The sequence below is a fragment of the Bacillus sp. FSL K6-3312 genome, from assembly GCF_038007485.1.
In the GTDB taxonomy this organism is placed as follows: domain Bacteria; phylum Bacillota; class Bacilli; order Bacillales; family Bacillaceae; genus Bacillus; species Bacillus pumilus.
This window is the reverse complement of the sequence record NZ_JBBOXI010000001.1, coordinates 3,582,172-3,602,561: the sequence shown is the minus strand read 5'-3', so window position 1 is coordinate 3,602,561 and position 20,390 is coordinate 3,582,172. Positions and strand designations below refer to the sequence as shown.

At 41.2% G+C, this 20,390-nt stretch carries 21 protein-coding genes; 17 read left to right on the top strand and 4 right to left on the bottom strand.

Going from position 1 to position 20,390, the window contains the following annotated elements; genetic code table 11:
* Positions 1-49 precede the first annotated feature (49 nt).
* Complete coding sequence (locus tag MHI11_RS18910) at positions 50-1,048, top strand: S66 family peptidase (RefSeq protein ID WP_044140182.1); 999 nt, start codon at positions 50-52, stop codon at positions 1,046-1,048.
* A gap of 30 nt (positions 1,049-1,078) precedes the next feature.
* Here the strand turns inward: MHI11_RS18910 and MHI11_RS18905 are convergent, their stop codons facing one another.
* From MHI11_RS18905 to cls, 3 genes are all read right to left on the bottom strand, one after another.
* Complete coding sequence (locus MHI11_RS18905; RefSeq protein WP_044140181.1) at positions 1,079-1,333, bottom strand: hypothetical protein; 255 nt, start codon at positions 1,331-1,333, stop codon at positions 1,079-1,081.
* Between the two features lie 73 nt (positions 1,334-1,406).
* Complete coding sequence (uvsE, locus tag MHI11_RS18900; RefSeq protein WP_340962033.1) at positions 1,407-2,369, bottom strand: UV DNA damage repair endonuclease UvsE; 963 nt, start codon at positions 2,367-2,369, stop codon at positions 1,407-1,409.
* A 12-nt stretch (positions 2,370-2,381) separates the two neighbouring features.
* Positions 2,382-3,578, bottom strand: coding sequence for a cardiolipin synthase (cls, locus tag MHI11_RS18895; RefSeq protein WP_065097845.1), 1,197 nt, complete (start codon positions 3,576-3,578; stop codon positions 2,382-2,384).
* A 143-nt stretch (positions 3,579-3,721) separates the two neighbouring features.
* Here cls and MHI11_RS18890 point away from each other — a divergent pair, with 143 nt between their 5' ends.
* The 14 genes from MHI11_RS18890 to pyrG all read left to right on the top strand — a co-directional run bounded on the left by MHI11_RS18890 (position 3,722) and on the right by pyrG (position 18,207).
* On the top strand, positions 3,722-5,833 hold the full coding sequence (locus tag MHI11_RS18890) for a heterodisulfide reductase-related iron-sulfur binding cluster (protein WP_340962031.1): 2,112 nt from the start codon (positions 3,722-3,724) through the stop codon (positions 5,831-5,833).
* 102 nt (positions 5,834-5,935) lie between these two features.
* On the top strand, positions 5,936-7,111 hold the full coding sequence (locus MHI11_RS18885; RefSeq protein WP_340962030.1) for an acetyl-CoA C-acetyltransferase: 1,176 nt from the start codon (positions 5,936-5,938) through the stop codon (positions 7,109-7,111).
* 19 nt (positions 7,112-7,130) lie between these two features.
* Positions 7,131-7,994 carry a 3-hydroxybutyryl-CoA dehydrogenase gene (locus tag MHI11_RS18880; protein ID WP_340962029.1) on the top strand — a complete coding sequence of 288 codons (864 nt, stop codon included), beginning with the start codon at positions 7,131-7,133 and terminating at the stop codon, positions 7,992-7,994.
* 11 nt (positions 7,995-8,005) lie between these two features.
* A complete protein-coding gene (locus MHI11_RS18875; RefSeq protein ID WP_340962028.1) occupies positions 8,006-9,118 on the top strand; it encodes an acyl-CoA dehydrogenase family protein in 1,113 nt (370 codons plus the stop codon).
* 16 nt (positions 9,119-9,134) lie between these two features.
* Positions 9,135-10,277: an acyl-CoA dehydrogenase gene (locus MHI11_RS18870; RefSeq protein ID WP_340962026.1), complete on the top strand. Its 1,143-nt coding sequence runs from the start codon at positions 9,135-9,137 to the stop codon at positions 10,275-10,277.
* Positions 10,278-10,623: 346 nt separating this feature from the next.
* The gene (locus MHI11_RS18865; protein ID WP_106066081.1) at positions 10,624-10,815 is read left to right on the top strand and encodes a hypothetical protein; all 192 of its coding nucleotides are present in this window, start codon (positions 10,624-10,626) and stop codon (positions 10,813-10,815) included.
* Between the two features lie 1,072 nt (positions 10,816-11,887).
* Positions 11,888-12,178: an uberolysin/carnocyclin family circular bacteriocin gene (locus MHI11_RS18860; RefSeq protein ID WP_003214902.1), complete on the top strand. Its 291-nt coding sequence runs from the start codon at positions 11,888-11,890 to the stop codon at positions 12,176-12,178.
* 158 nt (positions 12,179-12,336) lie between these two features.
* A complete protein-coding gene (locus MHI11_RS18855) occupies positions 12,337-12,516 on the top strand; it encodes a hypothetical protein (RefSeq protein WP_340962023.1) in 180 nt (59 codons plus the stop codon).
* A 695-nt stretch (positions 12,517-13,211) separates the two neighbouring features.
* A complete protein-coding gene (locus tag MHI11_RS18850) occupies positions 13,212-13,658 on the top strand; it encodes a hypothetical protein (RefSeq protein WP_223250666.1) in 447 nt (148 codons plus the stop codon).
* 13 nt (positions 13,659-13,671) lie between these two features.
* Entirely contained in the window at positions 13,672-14,202 is a 531-nt protein-coding gene (locus MHI11_RS18845) for a stage II sporulation protein M (RefSeq protein ID WP_044140170.1), read from the top strand.
* A 30-nt stretch (positions 14,203-14,232) separates the two neighbouring features.
* Positions 14,233-14,847, top strand: a complete 615-nt coding sequence (locus MHI11_RS18840) for an ATP-binding cassette domain-containing protein (protein WP_044140169.1) — start codon at positions 14,233-14,235, stop codon at positions 14,845-14,847.
* Positions 14,826-15,329 carry a hypothetical protein gene (locus tag MHI11_RS18835; protein WP_283924004.1) on the top strand — a complete coding sequence of 168 codons (504 nt, stop codon included), beginning with the start codon at positions 14,826-14,828 and terminating at the stop codon, positions 15,327-15,329. The genes MHI11_RS18840 and MHI11_RS18835 overlap by 22 nt, the downstream gene beginning before the upstream one ends.
* Before the next feature lie 492 nt (positions 15,330-15,821).
* Positions 15,822-16,361, top strand: a complete 540-nt coding sequence (gene rpoE / locus MHI11_RS18830) for a DNA-directed RNA polymerase subunit delta (RefSeq protein ID WP_044140168.1) — start codon at positions 15,822-15,824, stop codon at positions 16,359-16,361.
* 238 nt (positions 16,362-16,599) lie between these two features.
* Positions 16,600-18,207: a glutamine hydrolyzing CTP synthase gene (pyrG, locus tag MHI11_RS18825; protein WP_185107712.1), complete on the top strand. Its 1,608-nt coding sequence runs from the start codon at positions 16,600-16,602 to the stop codon at positions 18,205-18,207.
* 41 nt (positions 18,208-18,248) lie between these two features.
* On the opposite strand, the gene MHI11_RS18820 is transcribed toward pyrG, so the two are convergent.
* A complete protein-coding gene (locus MHI11_RS18820; protein ID WP_044140166.1) occupies positions 18,249-18,779 on the bottom strand; it encodes a DUF2529 domain-containing protein in 531 nt (176 codons plus the stop codon).
* A gap of 179 nt (positions 18,780-18,958) precedes the next feature.
* On the opposite strand from MHI11_RS18820, the gene MHI11_RS18815 reads away from it, so the two are divergent.
* Both MHI11_RS18815 and MHI11_RS18810 read left to right on the top strand, forming a co-directional pair.
* Positions 18,959-19,333, top strand: coding sequence for a response regulator (locus MHI11_RS18815; RefSeq protein ID WP_003214681.1), 375 nt, complete (start codon positions 18,959-18,961; stop codon positions 19,331-19,333).
* Positions 19,334-19,511: 178 nt separating this feature from the next.
* A complete protein-coding gene (locus MHI11_RS18810; RefSeq protein ID WP_003214879.1) occupies positions 19,512-20,369 on the top strand; it encodes a class II fructose-bisphosphate aldolase in 858 nt (285 codons plus the stop codon).
* The last annotated feature ends 21 nt before the right edge of the window (positions 20,370-20,390 follow it).

The window sequence follows — 20,390 nt, the reverse complement described above, 5'->3', positions numbered from 1 at the left end:
GCTTTTTTTGTTAGGATAGAAAAAACTCGTGTAGGAAGGGTCTGATGGAATGAAGAGGCTTCGGCGATTACAAAAGGGCGATAAGATCGGTATTTTTTCACCTTCAAGTCCAGCATCAGCGACCTCGCCTCTTAGGTATGAGCGGGCGAAGAAGTGGCTTGAGCAAAAAGGATTCATTGTGGTACCAGGATCATTAACAGGGAAAGAGGATCACTACCGTTCAGGTACAATTCAAGAACGAGCAGATGAGCTGAATGAGCTAATGGCTAGGGAAGACTTGGCGTGCGTCATGTCAATGATTGGCGGGACAAATTCAAATAGCTTGCTCCCTTATCTTGATTTTGAGCTGCTGAATCAACATCCGAAGATCATGATCGGTTATTCAGATGCGACAGCGATTCTTTTAGCCGCTTACGAAAAAACGGGACTGCCTGTATTCTACGGACCGGCGCTTGTCCCATCTTTTGGAGAGTTTGAACCGTTCGTCGCTTATACGTATCAGTCGTTCGAAGACATCCTGATGCATCCTCAACCCATTCCTTATCAGATCAAAAAACCACCTTTTTGGACGGATGAACGAATCAATTGGGAAGAAAAGACGCGTGATAAAGAGCAGCGTTCGAACGATTGGCTGTGCGTCATAGGAGGACGGGCAGAAGGCAGATTGATCGGCGGAAACCTGAATGCAATGTACGGCTTATGGGGCAGTGAATTCATGCCAGCGATCCAAACAGGAGACATTCTCCTCATTGAAGATTGCATGAAAACCGCTTCGGTTGTAGAAAAAAACTTCTCTTTATTGAAAGTAAATGGAGTGTTTGAGCGAGTATCAGGTATTCTTTTGGGAAAACATGAGCTGTTTGATGATGAGGGAACGGGAAAAGAACCTTACGAGATTTTACTTGAGGTGCTTGGAGAGACAAAGAGACCGCTCATCGCAGATTTTGACTGTGCCCATACGCACCCGATGCTTACGATGCCAATCGGGGCACAAGTGAAAATGGATGCAGCTTCAAAACAAGTGTGGTTGACGAAAGAGTGGATCTAACAAAAAGAGCGGCCTGAGGGCTGCTCCTTTTTATGAAACCTGCTCTTTTTCAAAAGGCTGCAAGAGATCTTGCGCTTTTTTCCCCTCTACGACAATTAAGTAGTCAGACTCTAAATGAGTGAGCCTGAAGGTTTCAAGCTCTACGATGTTCTTGATGTTACACATTGTTTTTTTAGAATACACATATAGACGATGTTGAGCCTGGTGGCATTTTTCATAAAGAGAAATAAGCTTATGTAAATTCAATGCTTTCGCAGCGATTTGGATTGAATAGATTTGAGACATCTTCATATCCTCCTGTTAATAACTTTCTCACAATAGCTTTGTTACCCCTGTTTGAACAGAGATAAACCTTTCTCTATGATTTCCACTCAATGGTTCCTCCGCCGGTTCGCTTGTTGCCTCTTATCGCAGACAGCTCTTCGACAAGTCGGAGCAGTGCCTGATCCTTTAACTTCGCCTCAATCATAAAATCTATATCACGCCCATACGGTTTTAATGCATGAAAAAGCGGTAAGACAAAGGACATATCTACACCATCTGCATGACTGCGTATGGCTTTTTCTGATTTCGGTGAGGATAAATGGATTTTAGGCGGAATTCCAGTGCTCGTCCAAGTGTCGAACATTCTTGGCAGGATGTCTTCAAGCACGGCATCATCATCTTTATTGGCCACGTGATGATGGTAATCAAAAACAAAGGGAATACCGTGCTTTTCACATACACCAAGGGTTTCTAACGACGTATACGTTTTGTCATCATTCTCAAGCGTCATTCTTGCCTTGATATGCGCCGGAAGCTGTTTGATATTGTCATCAAAACGTTGAAGCGCCGATTCTTTATCACCGTACGCACCGCCCACATGAATGTTCATATAGCCTTCCTTTTCGAGCTTCATCGCCTCAAGCATTTGATAATGGTACGTCATATCAATCACGGCATTTTCTGTGATTGAAGGCTTGGGGCTAGTAAACAAGGTGAATTGATTGGGGTGAAAGCTCACACGCAGTTCATGCCGTTTCACCAACTCGCCAATTTCAAGAAACTCCTTTTGAAAAGGTGTCACAAAGTCCCAGCGTACCTCAGGATGGGTCGCAAGCGGGACGATCGAACTCGAAAAACGGTAAAGCGGGATATCATGAGCAATGGCAAAGTAAAGCGTTCTTAATGTATTCACGAGATTGGCCTTTGTTGTTCGTAATAAAGCCTCTTCTCTCTCTTCCTTCAGAAGCTTGCTGTATCTTGTAAAGGTCAGTGACTTGGCAGGAGAAGCCTCCCACAAGGTGACGACATTGGATACATAACCAAATCGATAACGCATAGGTCAGCTCCTTTATAAAAAGTACGAGAACATGGCGCCAACCCATTCCAGCGGACGTGACAAAAGCGGACGCTGTGTCAATTTCTCCTCTGTCATAAGCTCAGACACTTCTATATGCTCGCGAATTTTTTCTTCTACGTGTGCAGTAAAGTCGACATCATCAATGGCGACGTCAACTTCTTCGTTTAAAAACAAGCTGCGTTTATCAAAATTTGCCGTACTGATCATACAGCGTCTCTGGTCAATTAGAATGGCTTTTGCATGATAAAATCCTTTATAAAAACGATAAACAAGGCAGCCGGAGGCAATGAGGTCCTTCAAATAATGAAATCCAGCCTCTTTGACGAGGGGATGATCTGCTTTCATTGGGATGATGATTTCAACCGTGACGCCCCGCTTTCGTGCATCAAGCAGTGCACTCAGAAGAGGAGCAGATGGAATAAAGTAAGGCGTACAGATGATGATCTGTTTCCTCGCCTGCTGAATATCTTTGAGAAACAAAGCTTCTAAAGAGAAACCAGCAGTCGCGCGTGTTGTGCATTGTAGTGTTCCCGGTTCCAAAGCAGGAAAAACCTCATATTGCAGCTGATGAATGCCAGATGTCCGGTATAAATCATTCAAAAACACATGCTGGAGATCTGCGACAACTTGTCCCGTCATGCGCAAATGATAATCCTTCCAAATACCAAACCGACCCTTTTTTCCAACATATTCATCACCAATATTAAACCCGCCAATATAGCCAATCTTTCCATCAATTACCGTGATTTTACGATGATTTCTCATGTTTAACCGATAAATCAAAAAAGGGAAACGAGGCTTATTTAAAAAGTAAAATTGGATGCCGCTTTTCTCCAGCATATCAATGGACTTTTGATCAAACGGATAGGACCCTAATCGATCGGTCAGTAAAAAGACGGAAACCCCTTGTTCAGCTTTTGTTTTCAAAGCTTGTAACACCCTTTGACCAATCTTGTCGTTCTTTACAATAAAGAACATCATATGAATAGAAGAAGAGGCGTGCTGAATATCGGTGATCAGCTGTTCAAAGAGTGGTTCGCCATCATGATAAAAGGCGGCATCACCGCTTGTTTGATCAAAAGATCGTTCAAAAGCGCGGGTGGAAAAATATTTCTTTCCCATATAAAGGTCTAACAATATGAGACAAACGATGACAATGAGTACGAGTAGGATGATCAATGCGATCATGAAGCTTCCTCCTTTTTTGCATATTTAAATAGTGTACCCAAACGTGTAAAAAATATTGACTGAATACTCATTCATTATTTATGATAGAGGTACAACATGGAAACGGAACAAAGTGGGTTTTGGGGAATGAAAGGGGGAGCAAGATGAATAGCCTTTTAATCATGAACATGATCGCATTTGCGGCGGTGACCGCTTACGCTGTGTATTTGTTTATTTATCTCATTCGAACACGAGCAGCGTACATTCGTCTTGGTAAAAAAGAAGAGTTCCAACAAGACATGAAAAAACGCTTAGAGCGTGTTTGGGTCAATGTATTTGGGCAAAAGAAGCTGTTAAAGGACAAGAAGAGCGGCATCATTCATGTGCTGTTTTTCTACGGATTTATCCTTGTACAGTTCGGAGCCCTTGATTTTATTATGAAGGGACTCGTTCCAGGCAGCGGACTCCCTTTAGGTCCGCTTTACGGTGTCTTTACCTTTTTCCAAGAGGTAGTCACACTTCTCATTTTAGTAGCTGTTGTTTGGGCGTTCCATAGAAGGTATGTGGAGAAGCTTGTCCGTTTAAAGCGTGGCTTTAAATCCGGTCTAGTGCTTTTATTTATTGGCGGCTTGATGCTGACCGTTTTACTTGGGAACGGGATGAATATCATCTGGCATGGACACTCTTTATCACCAACGGAGCCAATCGCATCCAGTATTGCTTTCTTGCTGGGCGGTATTTCACCTCTTGCGGCAACGGTTGTTTTTTATGTCGCATGGTGGGTGCATCTCCTGATTTTGCTGACATTCTTAGTGTATGTCCCGCAGTCAAAGCATGCTCACCTCATTGCAGGACCGGTGAACGTATTTGCCAGCAGATTAGACCCGCCAGGCAAGCTGCAAAAAATTGATTTTGAAGATGAGACACAAGAGACCTTCGGTGTGGGAAAAATTGAAGACTTCCGTCAGTCACAGCTGATCGACCTTTACGCTTGTGTGGAATGCGGGCGCTGCACAAATATGTGCCCAGCAACAGGTACAGGGAAAATGCTGTCTCCAATGGATTTGATCTTAAGGCTAAGAGATCATTTAACCAATAAAGGGGCCGCCATTACATCAAAGACGCCTTGGGTTCCGCAGCTTGCCTTCAGGCAGACAACAGGAAATCAGCTGGCGCTTCAGGCGAGAGGAGCAGGTGCAGAGGAGTCGGCTGCTAGCTCGATGTATCATCCTTCTCTTATTGGTGAAGTCATTACAGAGGAAGAAATTTGGGCATGTACGACGTGCCGAAACTGTGAAGACCAATGCCCTGTCATGAATGAACACGTTGACAAAATTATTGATATGCGCAGATATCTTGTGCTGACTGAAGGGAAAATGGATGCAGATGCACAGCGTGCTATGACAAGTATAGAGCGCCAAGGGAACCCGTGGGGATTGAACCGGAAAGAAAGAGAAAATTGGCGTGAACTGAGAGAAGATGTGCACGTGCCGACAGTAAAAGAGCTGAAAAAAGCAGACCAAACCTTCGATTATTTATTCTGGGTTGGTTCAATGGGGGCATACGACAATCGAAGCCAAAAGATTGCGCTTGCCTTTGCAAAGCTTCTCAACGAAGCAGGTGTGTCCTTTGCCATCCTAGGCAATAAAGAAAAAAACTCAGGTGATACACCAAGAAGGCTTGGAAACGAATTTTTATTCCAAGAGCTTGCTGCAAAAAACATTGAAGAATTCCAGAAAAACGGTGTCACAAAGATTGTTACGATTGATCCGCACGCCTACAATTTATTTAAAAATGAGTATCCAGACTTCGGGCTTGAGGCAGAAGTGTACCATCATACAGAATTACTGGCAGAGCTAGTGAAAGAAGGAAAAATAACGCCTGTACATGAAGTGAACGAGGTGATTACCTTCCACGACTCTTGCTACCTAGGCAGATATAACGAAGTGTATGATCCGCCGAGAGACATTTTAAAAGCCATCCCTGGTGTGACGCTGAGAGAAATGGAACGGCATCGTGAAACGGGTATGTGCTGCGGTGCAGGCGGGGGCTTAATGTGGATGGAAGAAGAGACGGGTACCCGGATTAATACTGCCCGAACGGAGCAGGCGTTACAAGTGCAGCCGTCCATCATCAGCTCAGGGTGTCCTTATTGCTTAACGATGCTGGGAGATGGGACGAAAGCGAAAGAAGTAGAAGAGCAGGTAGGTACATTTGATATCGCAGAGCTTCTTGAAAAATCAGTGTTTGGCGAAGCTGGAAAGCAGGTTTCGTAAGCAAAACAGGCCGATGAATAGAATGTTCATCGGCTTATACATGGCGCTGTACATCTGCTGTTTAGATAATATGTAAGCGGTAACAAAAGGGAGGGGACATACATGAGTAAGACAGTCATTGTATCTGGAGCAAGAACACCATTTGGAAAACTAGGCGGTGCTTTCAGTGGGTTGACTGCCGCAGAACTAGGCGGAGTGGCAATCAAGGCTGCGCTAGAAAGAGTGCCGGATTCACATCATGTGGATGAGGTCATCATGGGAAGTGTTTTGCAGGGAGGACAAGGTCAGATTCCTTCAAGGCAAGCAGCAAGACATGCTGATCTTCCGTGGTCCGTTCCGACGCAAACCATCAATAAAGTCTGTGCATCAGGAATGCGCAGTGTGAGCACAGCAGATCAAATCATCCGAGCTGGAGATGCGGAGGTCATCGTAGCGGGCGGTATGGAATCCATGTCACACGCCCCTTATTTGCTAAAAAAAGCGCGATGGGGCTACAAAATGGGAGATGGTGCGGTACAAGATGCGATGATTTTAGATGGATTAACCTGTTCGTTTACAGGCGTTCATATGGGTGAGTATGGGAGCATGGCTGCGAAGGAGCTCGGTATCACGCGGGAAGAGCAAGACCTTTGGGCATTAAGAAGTCATGAACGAGCGATCGAAGCGCAGAAAAACGGCTTTTTTCAGCATGAAATCACTCCCGTCACCGTCAAGACGAAAACGGGAGAGCGGCTGATGACAGAAGATGAATCCCCGCGTCGTGATACGTCATATGAACGGCTGTCAAAGCTCATGCCTGTTTTTGATCAAACGGGTACCATTACCGCTGGAAATGCACCAGGTGTCAATGATGGAGCAAGTGCGCTTCTTTTAATGAAAGACACATATGCAAAGCAGCATGACGTCAAGTCATTGGCAATCGTGCTTGGTCATACGCAGGTAGCTGTAGAGGCAAAGGATTTTCCGAAAACACCAGCCTTTGCTATCGAGAAAATTTTACAGAAAACAGGCAAGCGCCTAGAGGATATCGATCTATTTGAAATCAATGAGGCCTTCTCAGCTGTGGCGCTGGCATGTGAAAAAATAACCGGGCTTGACCGGCGGAAAATGAATATCAACGGTGGTGCAGTTGCGCTTGGTCATCCCATTGGGGCAAGCGGAACACGTATCATATTGACCTTGATTCATGCATTAAAACAAAGAGGCGGCGGTATTGGCATTGCGACGATTTGCAGTGGAGGCGGTCAAGGAGATGCCATCATGATAAAGGTAGATTAAAAGGGAGGCGTTCATCGTCATGAGTACAGAAGAAACCGTCATGGTCGTTGGAGCTGGTCAAATGGGATCAGGCATTGCCCAAGCTTTTGCTCAGTCTGGCTATACAGTTCTGCTGCATGATGCATCTGAAAAGCAGATTCATCGAGCCATTTCCTCCATGACCAAACAACTGACGAAACGAGCAGAAAAAGGAAAGCTAGCCCATCAGGCAGTCCGAGATATTACGCAGCGGCTTGCCGTATCTACAGATTTAAAAGACGTGCAGCAGGCTCATTTAGTGATTGAAGCTGTATCTGAACAAATGAGTGTGAAAAAGCAAATCTTTGAAACACTCGATCAATTTGCAGAGGCGAAAACGATATTTGCAACAAACACATCCTCCTTGTCGATCACAGAATTAGCAGCTGTTACGGGGAGACCGGAGCAAGTGATTGGCATGCATTTTATGAATCCGGTGCCTGTCATGAAACTCGTTGAGGTCATTCGAGCGTTGCAAACGAGTGACGACACGTATCAACTCGTTTGTGAAACAGCAAAGAATTTAAACAAAACCCCAATTGAAGTGGAAGACTTCCCAGGGTTTGTATCAAACCGCATATTGATGCCAATGATCAATGAAGCTATTTACACCCTTTATGAAGGCGTGGCAGATGCAGAAAGTATTGACGGTGTCATGACGCTTGGAATGAATCACCCAATGGGGCCGCTTCGTCTCGCTGATTTCATCGGACTAGATACATGTTTATTTATTATGAATACCCTTCATGAGGGACTTGGGGATAGCAAATACCGACCTTGTCCTCTTTTGAAAAAATACGTGAATGCAGGCTGGCTGGGCAAAAAGACAAAGAGAGGTTTTTACACATACCACGACCACTCATAGGGGGAGTCAAAATGGATGTTTTGCTTACGGATCAACAGCGACTCTGGAGAGAACAGGCAGCAGAATTTGCAAGACAGCGTGTATTCCCTGAAGTGGAAGCCATGGAACAAGGTCAGTTCCCAAGAACACTTTTAGCAGAAATGGGACGACAAGGCTTTCTGGGGATTCCAATACCAGCTTCGTATCAAGGCTTAGGAGCAGATTTTACAACGTATATCATCGCCATTCATGAATTATCCAAAGTGAGTGCGACCATCGGTGTCATTGTGTCCGTTCATACATCTGTTGTGACGATGCCTATTTTGGCTTTTGGAACGAATAAGCAAAAAGAATCCTATGTTCCGCTGCTTGCATCCGGGCAGAAACTGGGAGCATTTTGCCTGACTGAACCGAAGGCAGGCTCAGATGCCTCCAATATTCAGTTAAGAGCAGAGCGGGCGGGCGACCATTATGTGTTAAATGGTACAAAAATGTTTATCACAAGCGGCGGGGAAGCAGAACTGTATCTTGTCTTTGCCGTGACAGATCCTGCTTCTGCGAAAAAAAATATATCGGCATTCATTGTCGAGAAAGGTACACCAGGATTTACGATCGGAAAAGATGAGAAAAAGATGGGGCTCCATGGGTCAAAAACTGTCACGCTTCATTTTGATGATGTGCGGATTCAAAAACAGCAGCTGCTCGGTGCAGAAGGAGAGGGCTTTCACATAGCCATGTCTAGTTTAAATGCGGGGAGAATCGGTATCGCGGCTCAAAGCCTCGGTATAGCTGAAGCCGCATTAACCGAAGCGGTGACGTATTTAAAGCAGCACCCGGCAGGTCTAGAAACGACCATTCGGCTGGGTGATTTGGCAGCGAAGCTTGAAGCTGCCAAACTATTAGTCTATCAAGCGGCTTTTTATAAAGAGGCGAATCGTCCGGTGACAAAGGAAGCATCCATGGCAAAGCTATTTGCGTCAAAAACGGCGGTTGAGATCAGTACAGAAGCGATCCATTTACTCGGCATGGACGGTTATACGAATCGCTATCAAGCAGAACGTTACTTTCGTGATGCGAAAGTTTGTGAGATCTATGAAGGAACAAGTGAAATTCAAAGGCTGGTCATTTGTAAACAGCTAATATGAAACGAGGTGGCTCATGATGCAGTTTCAATTAAGTGATGAACATGAAATGATTCAAAAAATGGTGAGGGATTTTGCGAAAAATGAAGTAGAGCCAACAGCAGCAGAGCGGGACGAGACAGAAACGTATGATCCAGCTATTTTTCGCCAAATGGCGGAGCTCGGTTTAACGGGCATTCCTTGGCCGGAAGAGGTAGGCGGGATCGGTAGTGATTATTTAGCCTACGTCATCGCAGTGGAGGAGCTTTCAAGAGTGTGCGCCTCTACAGGCGTCACCCTCTCCGCCCACACCTCTCTCGCCTCGTGGCCTATCTATACTTTCGGAACAGATGAACAAAAAGAGACCTATTTAAAGCCGCTTGCAGAAGGACAGAAGGTAGGGGCATATGCACTCACTGAGAGCGGTTCGGGTTCAGATGCCGGCGGAATGAAGACAACGGCAGTAAAAGCAGGCAGTGAATACGTCCTGAACGGTGCGAAAATCTTTATTACAAATGGAGGCATTGCAGATTGTTATATTGTGTTTGCTGTGACAGACCAAGAAGCTACATCTCGAAATACGACCGCCTTTATTGTAGAAAAAGAGACACCGGGCTTCTCGGTCGGCAAAAAGGAAAGCAAACTGGGCATTCGCTCATCGCCAACGACTGAAATTCGATTTGAAGATTGCCGGATTCATGAAAGAAACCGGCTCGGACAAGAAGGAGAAGGCTTTAAAATAGCTATGATGACCCTCGATGGCGGAAGAAACGGTATTGCTGCTCAGGCTGTTGGGATTGCACAAGGCGCTCTTGATGCGGCAGTCGATTATGCGAAGGAGCGAAAGCAATTCGGCAAACCAATCATTCAGCATCAAGGAATTGCTTTTAAGCTCGCAGATATGGCAACCGCAATTGAAGCATCTAGGCTGCTCACTTATCAGGCAGCATGGCTCGAAACGAAAGGGCTCCCGTATGGAAAGGAATCAGCTATGTCCAAGCTCTTTGCTGGAGATACAGCCATGAAGGTAACAACAGAAGCCGTCCAAATCTTCGGCGGCTACGGGTATACAAAGGATTACCCAGTCGAACGATACATGCGTGATGCGAAAATCACCCAAATTTATGAAGGCACACAGGAAATCCAGCGCCTAGTCATCTCACGCAAACTGCTAGATATGTAGAAACAAAGCAAAGACCACCTGATGTGAGGTGGTCTGTTTTGGTTCATGAAGCATTAATCACTAGCATCATCCAAAGTTTTTTTATTTTAGGATTGTAAAAGGATAGTGTCGGCAACAGGAAACAGCTTTAACGTATGAGTGATTTGTAACTGGTGAAGTAGTGAGTATTGGTACATGTGAATTGGCAATATACCTACTAAAGAATTAGACCTCAAGAATGATATAGCTATAACCCACATACAAGGTAATAGTCAGGTTTTCCTGAATTTAAGATGATTTCCAGTATCGATCCATATTATATTAGCATTATGTTAAAATTAAGAAAATAAAAATATGGGAGGTTATTATGACCACAACTACTACCATTATAGCAATTGTGACTTTGGTGATATGGATCATGGTTTCCGCAGAACTTTCGAAGTCTTCAAAGAAAGATCACAATGAAAAAGAAAATAGCCGTAGAAAATTAATTGTTTTAATGCTTGCAGGCATCATATTGACCATAGCAGTAGTCATCTCATTACTTCAGAATCTCTAGCCTTAAAATAAACGATAAAAGTGTATCGTTATGAAAGCATATTTCAATGCTTGAGAACTAGATAACAAGTTCATCTCATTCACCAATGTGTTTAGACTTTGCAGAAATGTCAGGGTTCAGCCTCATTTCTAACGTGATGGTTATGATTCTGCCTACATAAAGGAGCAATGCTTTTTTTGCCCGAATATCTGGATCTAAAGAAAATACAGAAATGACTATACAGACGATTCATGCAAAAAGCAGCCATTATTTTTCATCATACGTTCAAAGATTTGAATAATGGGTATCTATTTTGATATCAAATCGAAGTCGAGACAACTCAATATGAGTGTCTCGATTTCTTTTGGAATTGAGGAAATTGATTCAATTTAACTAGGTGATTTAATCCATTTTCTTCTTTTTCGACTCCGATTTGTAGGGACTTATGTTGTGTTTTAGAGAATAGTATGTTTATCACATTTTCTAAATGTTACAATTTTTCAAAAGCTATGATAGGAACTGAAATGTATAAAGATACTGATATATTTCCAAAAATGAATCGCTCCCTAATACAGGATACGGTTCTTCTCTCCTTAGGGTCAATGTATATAACTTACTTCCCATTCCATTCATCATTTCTCTTGAATTCAAAATAAAATCAACTCTTTTTCCACATCTATAACATGATCTTTCAGTGATTTTTTGAACTTGGTCTCTGTCTTTAACGAAGGTGAGCTCCGATTGTTGAAGAATATCTCAGTAATAATCAAAGTACTACAGGAAACGAGCATCTCTTAAAAAAATTCATCATAAAAGTTTACCTGTCTCTAAAAAGAAGGCATTGAAGATTTGAAACGAATTGATTTTTTGATAGTGTTTATCAGAAATTCTGACTAGATTTAAATGAATCAGAGCATTTTATGCTATTACATAAGTGCCCGGTAAAAATGGAAAATGAACGTAAATCCTGATAAAAACTGATTACAAATACCGTTAATTAAATAAATATTACAAATTTTCCAAAAAAATATTGAAATGTAATTTACTTCTTGCTAGACTAAAGAAGTAGTAAATAATCGAAGGAGGTCATATTATGACGAAAGCAACAGATTCTAAGTTTTATGCTTTATTATCGCTGTCACTTCTTGCGGTAACATTAGTAGCTTTAGTGATTGGTAATGGTTCTTTGATTGCAGCAAATCTGGGTGTTAGTACTGCAACTGCGGCAACAGTAGTGAATTTCTTAGATACTTGGTCCTCAGTAGCAACTGTCATTACAATCGTTGGTGTTTTCACTGGCGTAGGCACAATTAGTTCAGGTGTAGCTGCTGCTATCTTGGCTATTCTTAAAAAAGAAGGAAAAGCGAAAGCTGCTGCTTTTTAATCTAAAAAAAAATCATCTCAATCTTTATTGAGATGATTTTTTTTCAAAAGTGTATTGATATCAGATGAAACAACGTTCAATAGACAGGGACTTAAAAACTAATTTAACGTTTTATGCCCATCCGGCTTGTAATAAAACATTAATTAGGAGGAAATTTTATGATAAAAACAAAAAATCTTGGCTCATTCTCACTATTGTTATTTGCAGATACAGTCGCATCTTTAGTCGTTGGAAATGGTTCAAAGATAGTAGCCAATCTAGGTGTTAGTACTGGGGCTCCCGCTGCTATTTTGTTTGTACTTAAAAAACAAGGAAAAGCCAAGGCTGCTGCTTTTTAAAATGACTTATGCATAAAACAAATAAACTATTTAAAATATATGATCAAAGTATAATGGGGTACCTCAATTATATTGGGATGATTCTTTTTTCTTTCATTGTGATGGTAGCGTTGATTTTCTATCGGGGTGAGATTCCCGGCACTTACCTAAACAGCTTTGTTTTTATTTCAATATACATTGTAGCTACAGCTAATATTAATCGTTGTGTATTACCGTATAGAAGACAGCAGCCAGGCGTGGTCTTTGTCTCTAAACAATTGTTGTTGAAACATTTATTCTTTACGATTAAAAAAGGATATTCAGTTCAATTACTTTTGGCTTGTTTCATCGCTTTAACCTTTTTGTTAGTAGAAAATCAATATTTCATTATGATACTAGCACTTATTGTCGTGATGCTTTCTTTTGCATCTCAATTATTGTCCGGTCTATTCAATATCATCAACAGAGTACTCCTTTTGTTGCAATTTTGGTATATCATAACGTCCGTTTTTGAAGCAGTGATGATACTGCAAATAGTACAGTCTCTTCTTATTTACATTTACATAAGTAATTCTCATAGAATACCTTTGACAACTGGACTTTCCTTCCTAAAAAGTGCGAATAAGCAATATAGGTCTGGAAATATTCTGTATTTATTTTTGTCATATATCACTAGTAATAAAATATTGATCATTTTAATAGGTGCCTTAGTATCAATGCTTACTTATTTCGCCCAATCCTTTTTAACGAAAATAGAAAATCTGCCTGCGCTCATTTTAGTCTATATAAACTTTATTACGATCTTAGAAATCTTAATAGGGTCGAAAAAGGAAGAGATTGTGCTTGATAGGGCAAGAATCGAGACGTTGCAATCCTCTTTGATTGTGAGTCCGTACGAGAGATTTAAATCCAGTACGATATATTTACTATGTCTTGTACTGATTTTTGTCAGTGTGTGTGGAATAGTCGGAGTAATGATCAACACGTCCGATATCTCAATTATTCTTAAAAATACGTTATCGTTGCCTTTAATCATCTTTATTGGGGTCGTATATTTCAGAAAAACAGAACTATTAATCAACGATTATGAACATAAGTTATTGAAGCTGTCCTTGCCTATTTTATTACTCATATGCATTACTATTTTCACGATTACTTCATGAAAAGAGGAGGAAAATGATACATAAAAGATTGAAGTATTTTCTGTGGTACTACTCTATCTACTGTATATTGCTGATAGGTACAGGGATTTATCTAGGGAATATAGTCAACAAAGATTTATTTGAAGCCGCACCACCAACTTCGGGCCAGGAATTTATGTCTGTAGTCCTGACACATAACTTAACGAACTTTGCAATGTATTTACTGGGTTTCTTGTTGTCGCCGTTATTTCAAATAATGGATTTTGGAGGTTCGTCCTTCGTCATTACGATGGGTTTTAGAACGCTAGGAGCACAAGAAGCTTTAGGTAAACTAATTCCTCATGGGCTATTAGAATTTCCAAATATGTTGTTTTATCAAGGAATCAGCCAGTATGTGCTTTTCACACTAATTTATACGAAATCAATTAAAGCTGCTTTAGGTGTCATGAAAAAAATGATTCCTTATTATCTACTATCGTTAGTCATCCTAATAATAGCTGCTTTTATTGAAGGGTATGATTCTTTATTATTTTCTATCATGATCAATAATAGATGGTTTTATTGAAGACTCTATACGACAGAGAAGGGGATTCAAGTGGGATTAGAATTTGTAGAATGTACGAAGAAGTTCAAAAACAATATCATACTAGATAAAGTGAATTTTTCAATTCCAACAGGTCTCTTTCATTTAGTGGGGAGAAATGGTGCAGGTAAAAGCACTCTCCTTAAAATGATAGCTGGTTTAGATAAGAGATACTCTGGAGATATTGAGGCAAACAAAGAATCGACTCTTTATTTAAATGTGGATCCTATTGGCATTCACCCATTTACAATTAGAGAAAACCTAGAGATTCTGTGGAATACGTTTAAAATTGTGCCGACTGAAGAACAAATGGGGAAAGTGAATGATTTTTTTGATGGTAACCTAGATGGTTCGTATAGCAGAGCATCTACGGGTATGAAAGCGAAGGTAGGATTATCTTTATTATTCGTAAAAGATTGGGAAACCATTCTAATTGATGAAACCATGTCATCTCTAGATTCAGAGAGTATAGAGATGCTATCTGAGAGGCTAGTGAATCTCTCTATTAAAAAAATTTCAACCATCATATATGTTTCCCATAGCATGGTGAATAAACGCTTAAACGATCATTCAAGCATTATGAGTATAGGGGATGGGAGGTTATTATGGAACAACGTCCAAGAATAACATCATTGATATCATTGGTCATTTTTATTATGGCCAATTATTATTTCGTTACTTTTGCTATTGAGTTGAATGGCTACATTTCGCAACTAGATGATTTAAGAGCTATGTTAGAGGATATGTCCTATGAAACGATGCTGAATCTAATTGTTGTCATTACAACAATTCTAACCACCATCAGCCTATTAGTTCAGTATCTCATCGCAAAATTCCTATTAATCATCTTTGCTCCAGAGATTAAGGGTCATTTGTTTTATGCTCTAATTCCTAAAATTATCATTATGTTTATTAATGTAATATGTATGGGGATCTTGCAAATACAAAGCTTATGGCTGTACCTCTTCACGGCACTCATAGGAGCAGTGTTGATCTTGTTCTTTTTTCAATACAAAAAAGCGAACTGGAAAGCTTCGATTCTCTTTGCGGCACCATTTATTATAGATGCTTTCATTTCCTTAGGAAAAGAAATAGTCGCTGTACTGTAATGAATAATAAATAGAGCATGAACTCTTGCGAAAAGAAGTAACGGTATTCGCATAAAAACTGAATTCAAGGTTCCTTGAGAAAAAAGGTGTTATACAATTTTTTTCATTAAAGGTACACGTCAACTGAACCCGTTGGCGTGTACCTTTTTATACGCTTTATAAAAAATGGACAATCACTTCGTTCGAATGATAGCCAAAATTTATTCATTCACCATTGCTGCCTCTGATTGTTCCCATTTTTTCGTTTGGAATGAATAAATCGGTTTACAAAATGCAGGCCGGACACAAAAGCTAGACCCATTTCACCTAAATGATGAACCATTAGTTGCTCCCCTTGAGAAAAAATCAAAAATTAACATGATTAAAGGTGGCATAAACTCCCCTAATTTGTTTATAATGAGAGGTATGGTTTGTCGTAAAAATAAGGGATAAACACTTATTATTTCACTGATAAATGGATACATACATGTAATAGAAAGGGAGTGTCTGACCTTGAGTTTGAAAGAATACTCACAGGAGCAGCTCAAGCACATGTCTTTAGTTGAACTTGCTTATGAAATTTTCAGAGACAGCAAAACACCGATTACGTTTTCCGAGTTAATAGATGAAATGGTCCGTTTACAAGGAATACAAAAATCTGATCTTGATGATCGCCTTGCTCAATTTTATACAGACTTAAATATAGATGGCCGCTTTATTTCGTTAGGTGATCAGAGATGGGGACTTCGCAGCTGGTATCCAGTTGATCAAATCGAAGAAGAAGTTCAGCCAGCTGTGAAAACAAAAGCGAAAAAGAAAAAAACAAAAGCAGCTGTCGTTGAAGAAGACTTCGATGAAATTGAAGAGGAAGAGGAAATCGAAGAGCTTGAAGAAGAACTTGATCTTGTTGAAGACGACGATGATCTCGACCTAGACGATGATGAGGAAATCGAGGAAGATATAGAAGACTTCGACGAAGACGATGACGAAGATGATGATGGCTTAACAGAAATTGACGAAGACGATTTAGACGATAATAAGGAAGAGAAATAACCCTCACAAACCGGTCCTCAAAACAGGATAAAACCGTCTTGACTTTCGAGAGCGAACTATGTAGTATGTATTTTGGGCTCTCTAAAAAGAGTACGTAAAGATACGTTCATTTACGCTCCCTTTCATTTATTTGAAAGGGAGCTTTCTTATTTTTCAAGAGATTTAGGGATACACTCTAAAAAGGATGAAGCTGTGCATGTCTAGTCATGCAAGGGTAAAAAAGAGAGGAGCATACGAAATGACAAAGTATATTTTTGTAACAGGAGGAGTTGTTTCCTCACTTGGAAAAGGGATCACGGCTGCCTCGTTAGGCCGCCTTCTGAAAAATAGAGGGATGGATGTCACCATTCAAAAATTCGATCCATATATCAACGTAGACCCAGGGACGATGAGTCCATATCAGCACGGTGAGGTCTTCGTCACAGATGACGGTGCTGAAACAGACCTTGACTTAGGTCACTATGAGCGCTTCATTGATATTAACTTAAATAAGTACAGCAACGTTACAACTGGTAAAATCTACTCTACTGTTCTGAAGAAAGAGCGTCGCGGCGACTATCTAGGCGGAACTGTACAGGTTATTCCCCATATTACAAATGAAATCAAAGACCGCGTGTACCGTGCCGGAAAAGAAACAGGTGCAGATGTGGTCATTACAGAAATCGGCGGAACAGTAGGAGACATCGAATCCCTTCCTTTCCTTGAAGCGATTCGTCAAATGAAGAGTGACATTGGCCGTGAAAACGTGATGTACATTCATTGTACGCTTGTTCCTTACATCCGAGCAGCAGGTGAACTGAAAACAAAACCAACACAGCATAGTGTCAAAGAACTTCGCAGCCTTGGTATTCAGCCAAACGTTATTGTGGTTAGAACTGAAATGCCAATGACCCAAGACATGAAGGACAAAATTGCGTTATTCTGTGATATTGATACAAAAGCTGTTATCGAATGTCAGGATGCAGACACGCTGTACTCTATTCCGCTTGATTTACAAAAACAAGGACTAGACAAGCTTGTATGTGAACATATGAAACTTGACTGTCAAGATGCAGACATGACGGAGTGGACAGCGCTAGTCGATAAAGTGCAAAACCTCTCAAAACAAGTCACAATTGGTCTAGTAGGAAAATATGTTGAACTGCAAGATGCCTACATTTCTGTCGTTGAATCACTTCGCCATGCTGGTTATGCATTTGATTCAGACGTTCAAATCAAATGGATCAATGCAGAAGAAGTGACAGCAGAAAATATGGCTGATTTCGCGCAAGATGTCGACGGCATCATCGTTCCTGGAGGCTTCGGAGACCGCGGAGTGGAAGGGAAAATCATTGCTACACAATATGCCCGTGAAAACAAAGTGCCTTTCTTCGGAATTTGCTTAGGAATGCAAGTTGCGTCAATCGAATATGCACGAAACGTACTAGGTCTTGAGGGAGCTCATTCAGCGGAAATTGATCCTGAAACAGCGTTCCCAATCATTGACCTTCTTCCAGAACAGAAGGATGTAGATGATCTAGGCGGAACACTTCGTCTTGGTCTGTATCCATGTAAATTAGATGAAGACTCCAAAGCATTTGCTGCATACAATGATGAAGTGGTCTACGAACGCCACCGCCATCGCTATGAGTTTAATAATGAATTCAGACAGCAAATGGAAGCTGCAGGATTTGTCTTCTCTGGTACAAGCCCAGATGGACGTCTTGTTGAAATTATCGAGCTGAAGGACCATCCTTGGTTCCTTGCTTCTCAGTTCCACCCGGAATTCGTCTCAAGACCGACAAGACCTCAGCCATTATTTAGAGATTTCGTTGGTGCTTCATTGCAAGCATCTGAATCAAAATAAAACAAAAAAACTGCCGAGAATATCATCTTCTCGGCAGTTTTTTATTCATATTCCTCAACGATTTCTTTCACAGTAAACGATAGAGCGTGGTAGACGTATAAGCATGTCATTAAAGCAGGATAACCGAACCTTGTTCCGTCATCAGCAGGCACAAGCGGTTTCTTGAGCTGAAAATCAATATGGACATCACAATGCTCTTCAATCATGGACGACTCCTTTTGTGCCGGCCCGACACCGACAACGGGCGTCCCTTGCGCATGCAGTTCTTTTACAAGAGATTGAATCTCCTCGTCTTCTGGGTCTGAATAAAATAGCAGCACTCTATCGCTTGGATGAAGCAAGCTGCGCTCCGTTTGATCAAGCGGCAGCACTTTCGCACCTGGAAATGGCTCCTTGCTTTCAGTTGCCTCTAGGGCTACAGCAGCCAGTTCATTCTTCCCGTGAAAATAAACAGCGTGTCCACTGACAACGGCTTGTGCAAGAAGGCGTGCACCATCCTCGATCGCTTCAGCCTGCTTTTCTCCAATACGTGAAAAAATACCTGATAACTGGGTCGTGAAAATTTTTAACAAGACGGATTTCCTCCTTCGGTCAGATCATTTTATAATAGAATATAAAGGAATATTAGGAAAAATGCTCAGAAAATGTCGTAAAGTAAACTATTATAAATAAAGGAAATGTGAAAATCAAACAGAATTATTTAACAACAGCTCTTTTTATGGCGAAAAATGAAAGCAATGGGGTGTAACAGATGAATGAGAAAATTTTAATTGTCGATGATCAATATGGTATTAGGATATTGTTGAATGAAGTGTTTCATAAAGAAGGCTATCAAACCTTCCAAGCAGCCAATGGACTTCAGGCGTTAGATATTGTGAAAAATCATAGACCAAACCTTGTGCTGCTTGATATGAAGATTCCCGGAATGGATGGAATTGAAATTTTAAAACGCATGAAATTAATTGATGAAGACATCCGCGTCATCATTATGACAGCCTATGGCGAATTAGACATGATCCAAGAATCCAAAGAACTCGGTGCTTTGACGCACTTTGCAAAACCTTTTGATATTGATGAGATCCGAGATGCTGTCAAAGAATACTTGCCGCTCGAAACAAATGGGTAGTTGGAAATGATTGAATCGAGTCATTCTGTTGCCGATTTGTCGAATAATTGGTATCCTAGATAAGAAGAAGAAAGCGATCTGACTTTGAAAGTTTACATATGGCGAGAAATTCTGGTCATGCTAGGGTGGAGAGCTTTTTTTAGTAAGCAAATTAGCTACATAGGGAGGATTTTTCATCATGCCTTTAGTTTCAATGACAGAAATGTTGAAAGACGCAAAGGAAAAAGGTTACGCTGTTGGACAGTTTAACTTAAATAATTTAGAATTCACGCAAGCGATTTTACAAGCTGCTGAAGAAGAGAAATCTCCAGTTATCTTAGGAGTATCTGAAGGAGCAGGACGCTACATGGGCGGCTTCAAAACAGTTGTCGCAATGGTTAAAGCGTTAATCGAAGAATATAATGTAACAGTTCCTGTTGCGATTCATTTAGATCACGGTTCAAGCTTTGAATCTTGTGCAAAAGCGATCCATGCAGGATTTACTTCTGTCATGATCGACGCTTCTCACCATCCATTCGATGAGAACGTAGCAACAACTGCGAAAGTAGTTGAGCTTGCACATTTCCACGGTGTATCTGTAGAAGCTGAGCTTGGAACTGTTGGCGGACAAGAAGACGACGTCATCGCCGAGGGCGTTATTTATGCTGATCCAAAAGAGTGCCAAGAGCTTGTAGAACGCACTGGTATTGACTGCCTTGCACCTGCATTAGGTTCAGTACATGGTCCATACAAAGGTGAACCAAACCTTGGTTTCACTGAAATGGAAGAAATCGGTAAAATGACAGGTCTTCCACTTGTTCTTCATGGCGGAACAGGTATCCCAACAGCTGACATCAAGCGCTCAATTTCACTTGGTACAGCAAAAATCAATGTAAACACTGAAAACCAAATTGCTTCTGCGAAAGCAGTACGCGAAACACTTGCTGCAAAAACAGAAGAGTATGATCCACGTAAATATCTTGGACCAGCTCGTGACGCAATTAAAGCGACTGTTATCGGCAAAATGCGTGAATTTGGTTCTTCTAACCAAGCATAATTTGATGAGAACCGAAAGCCG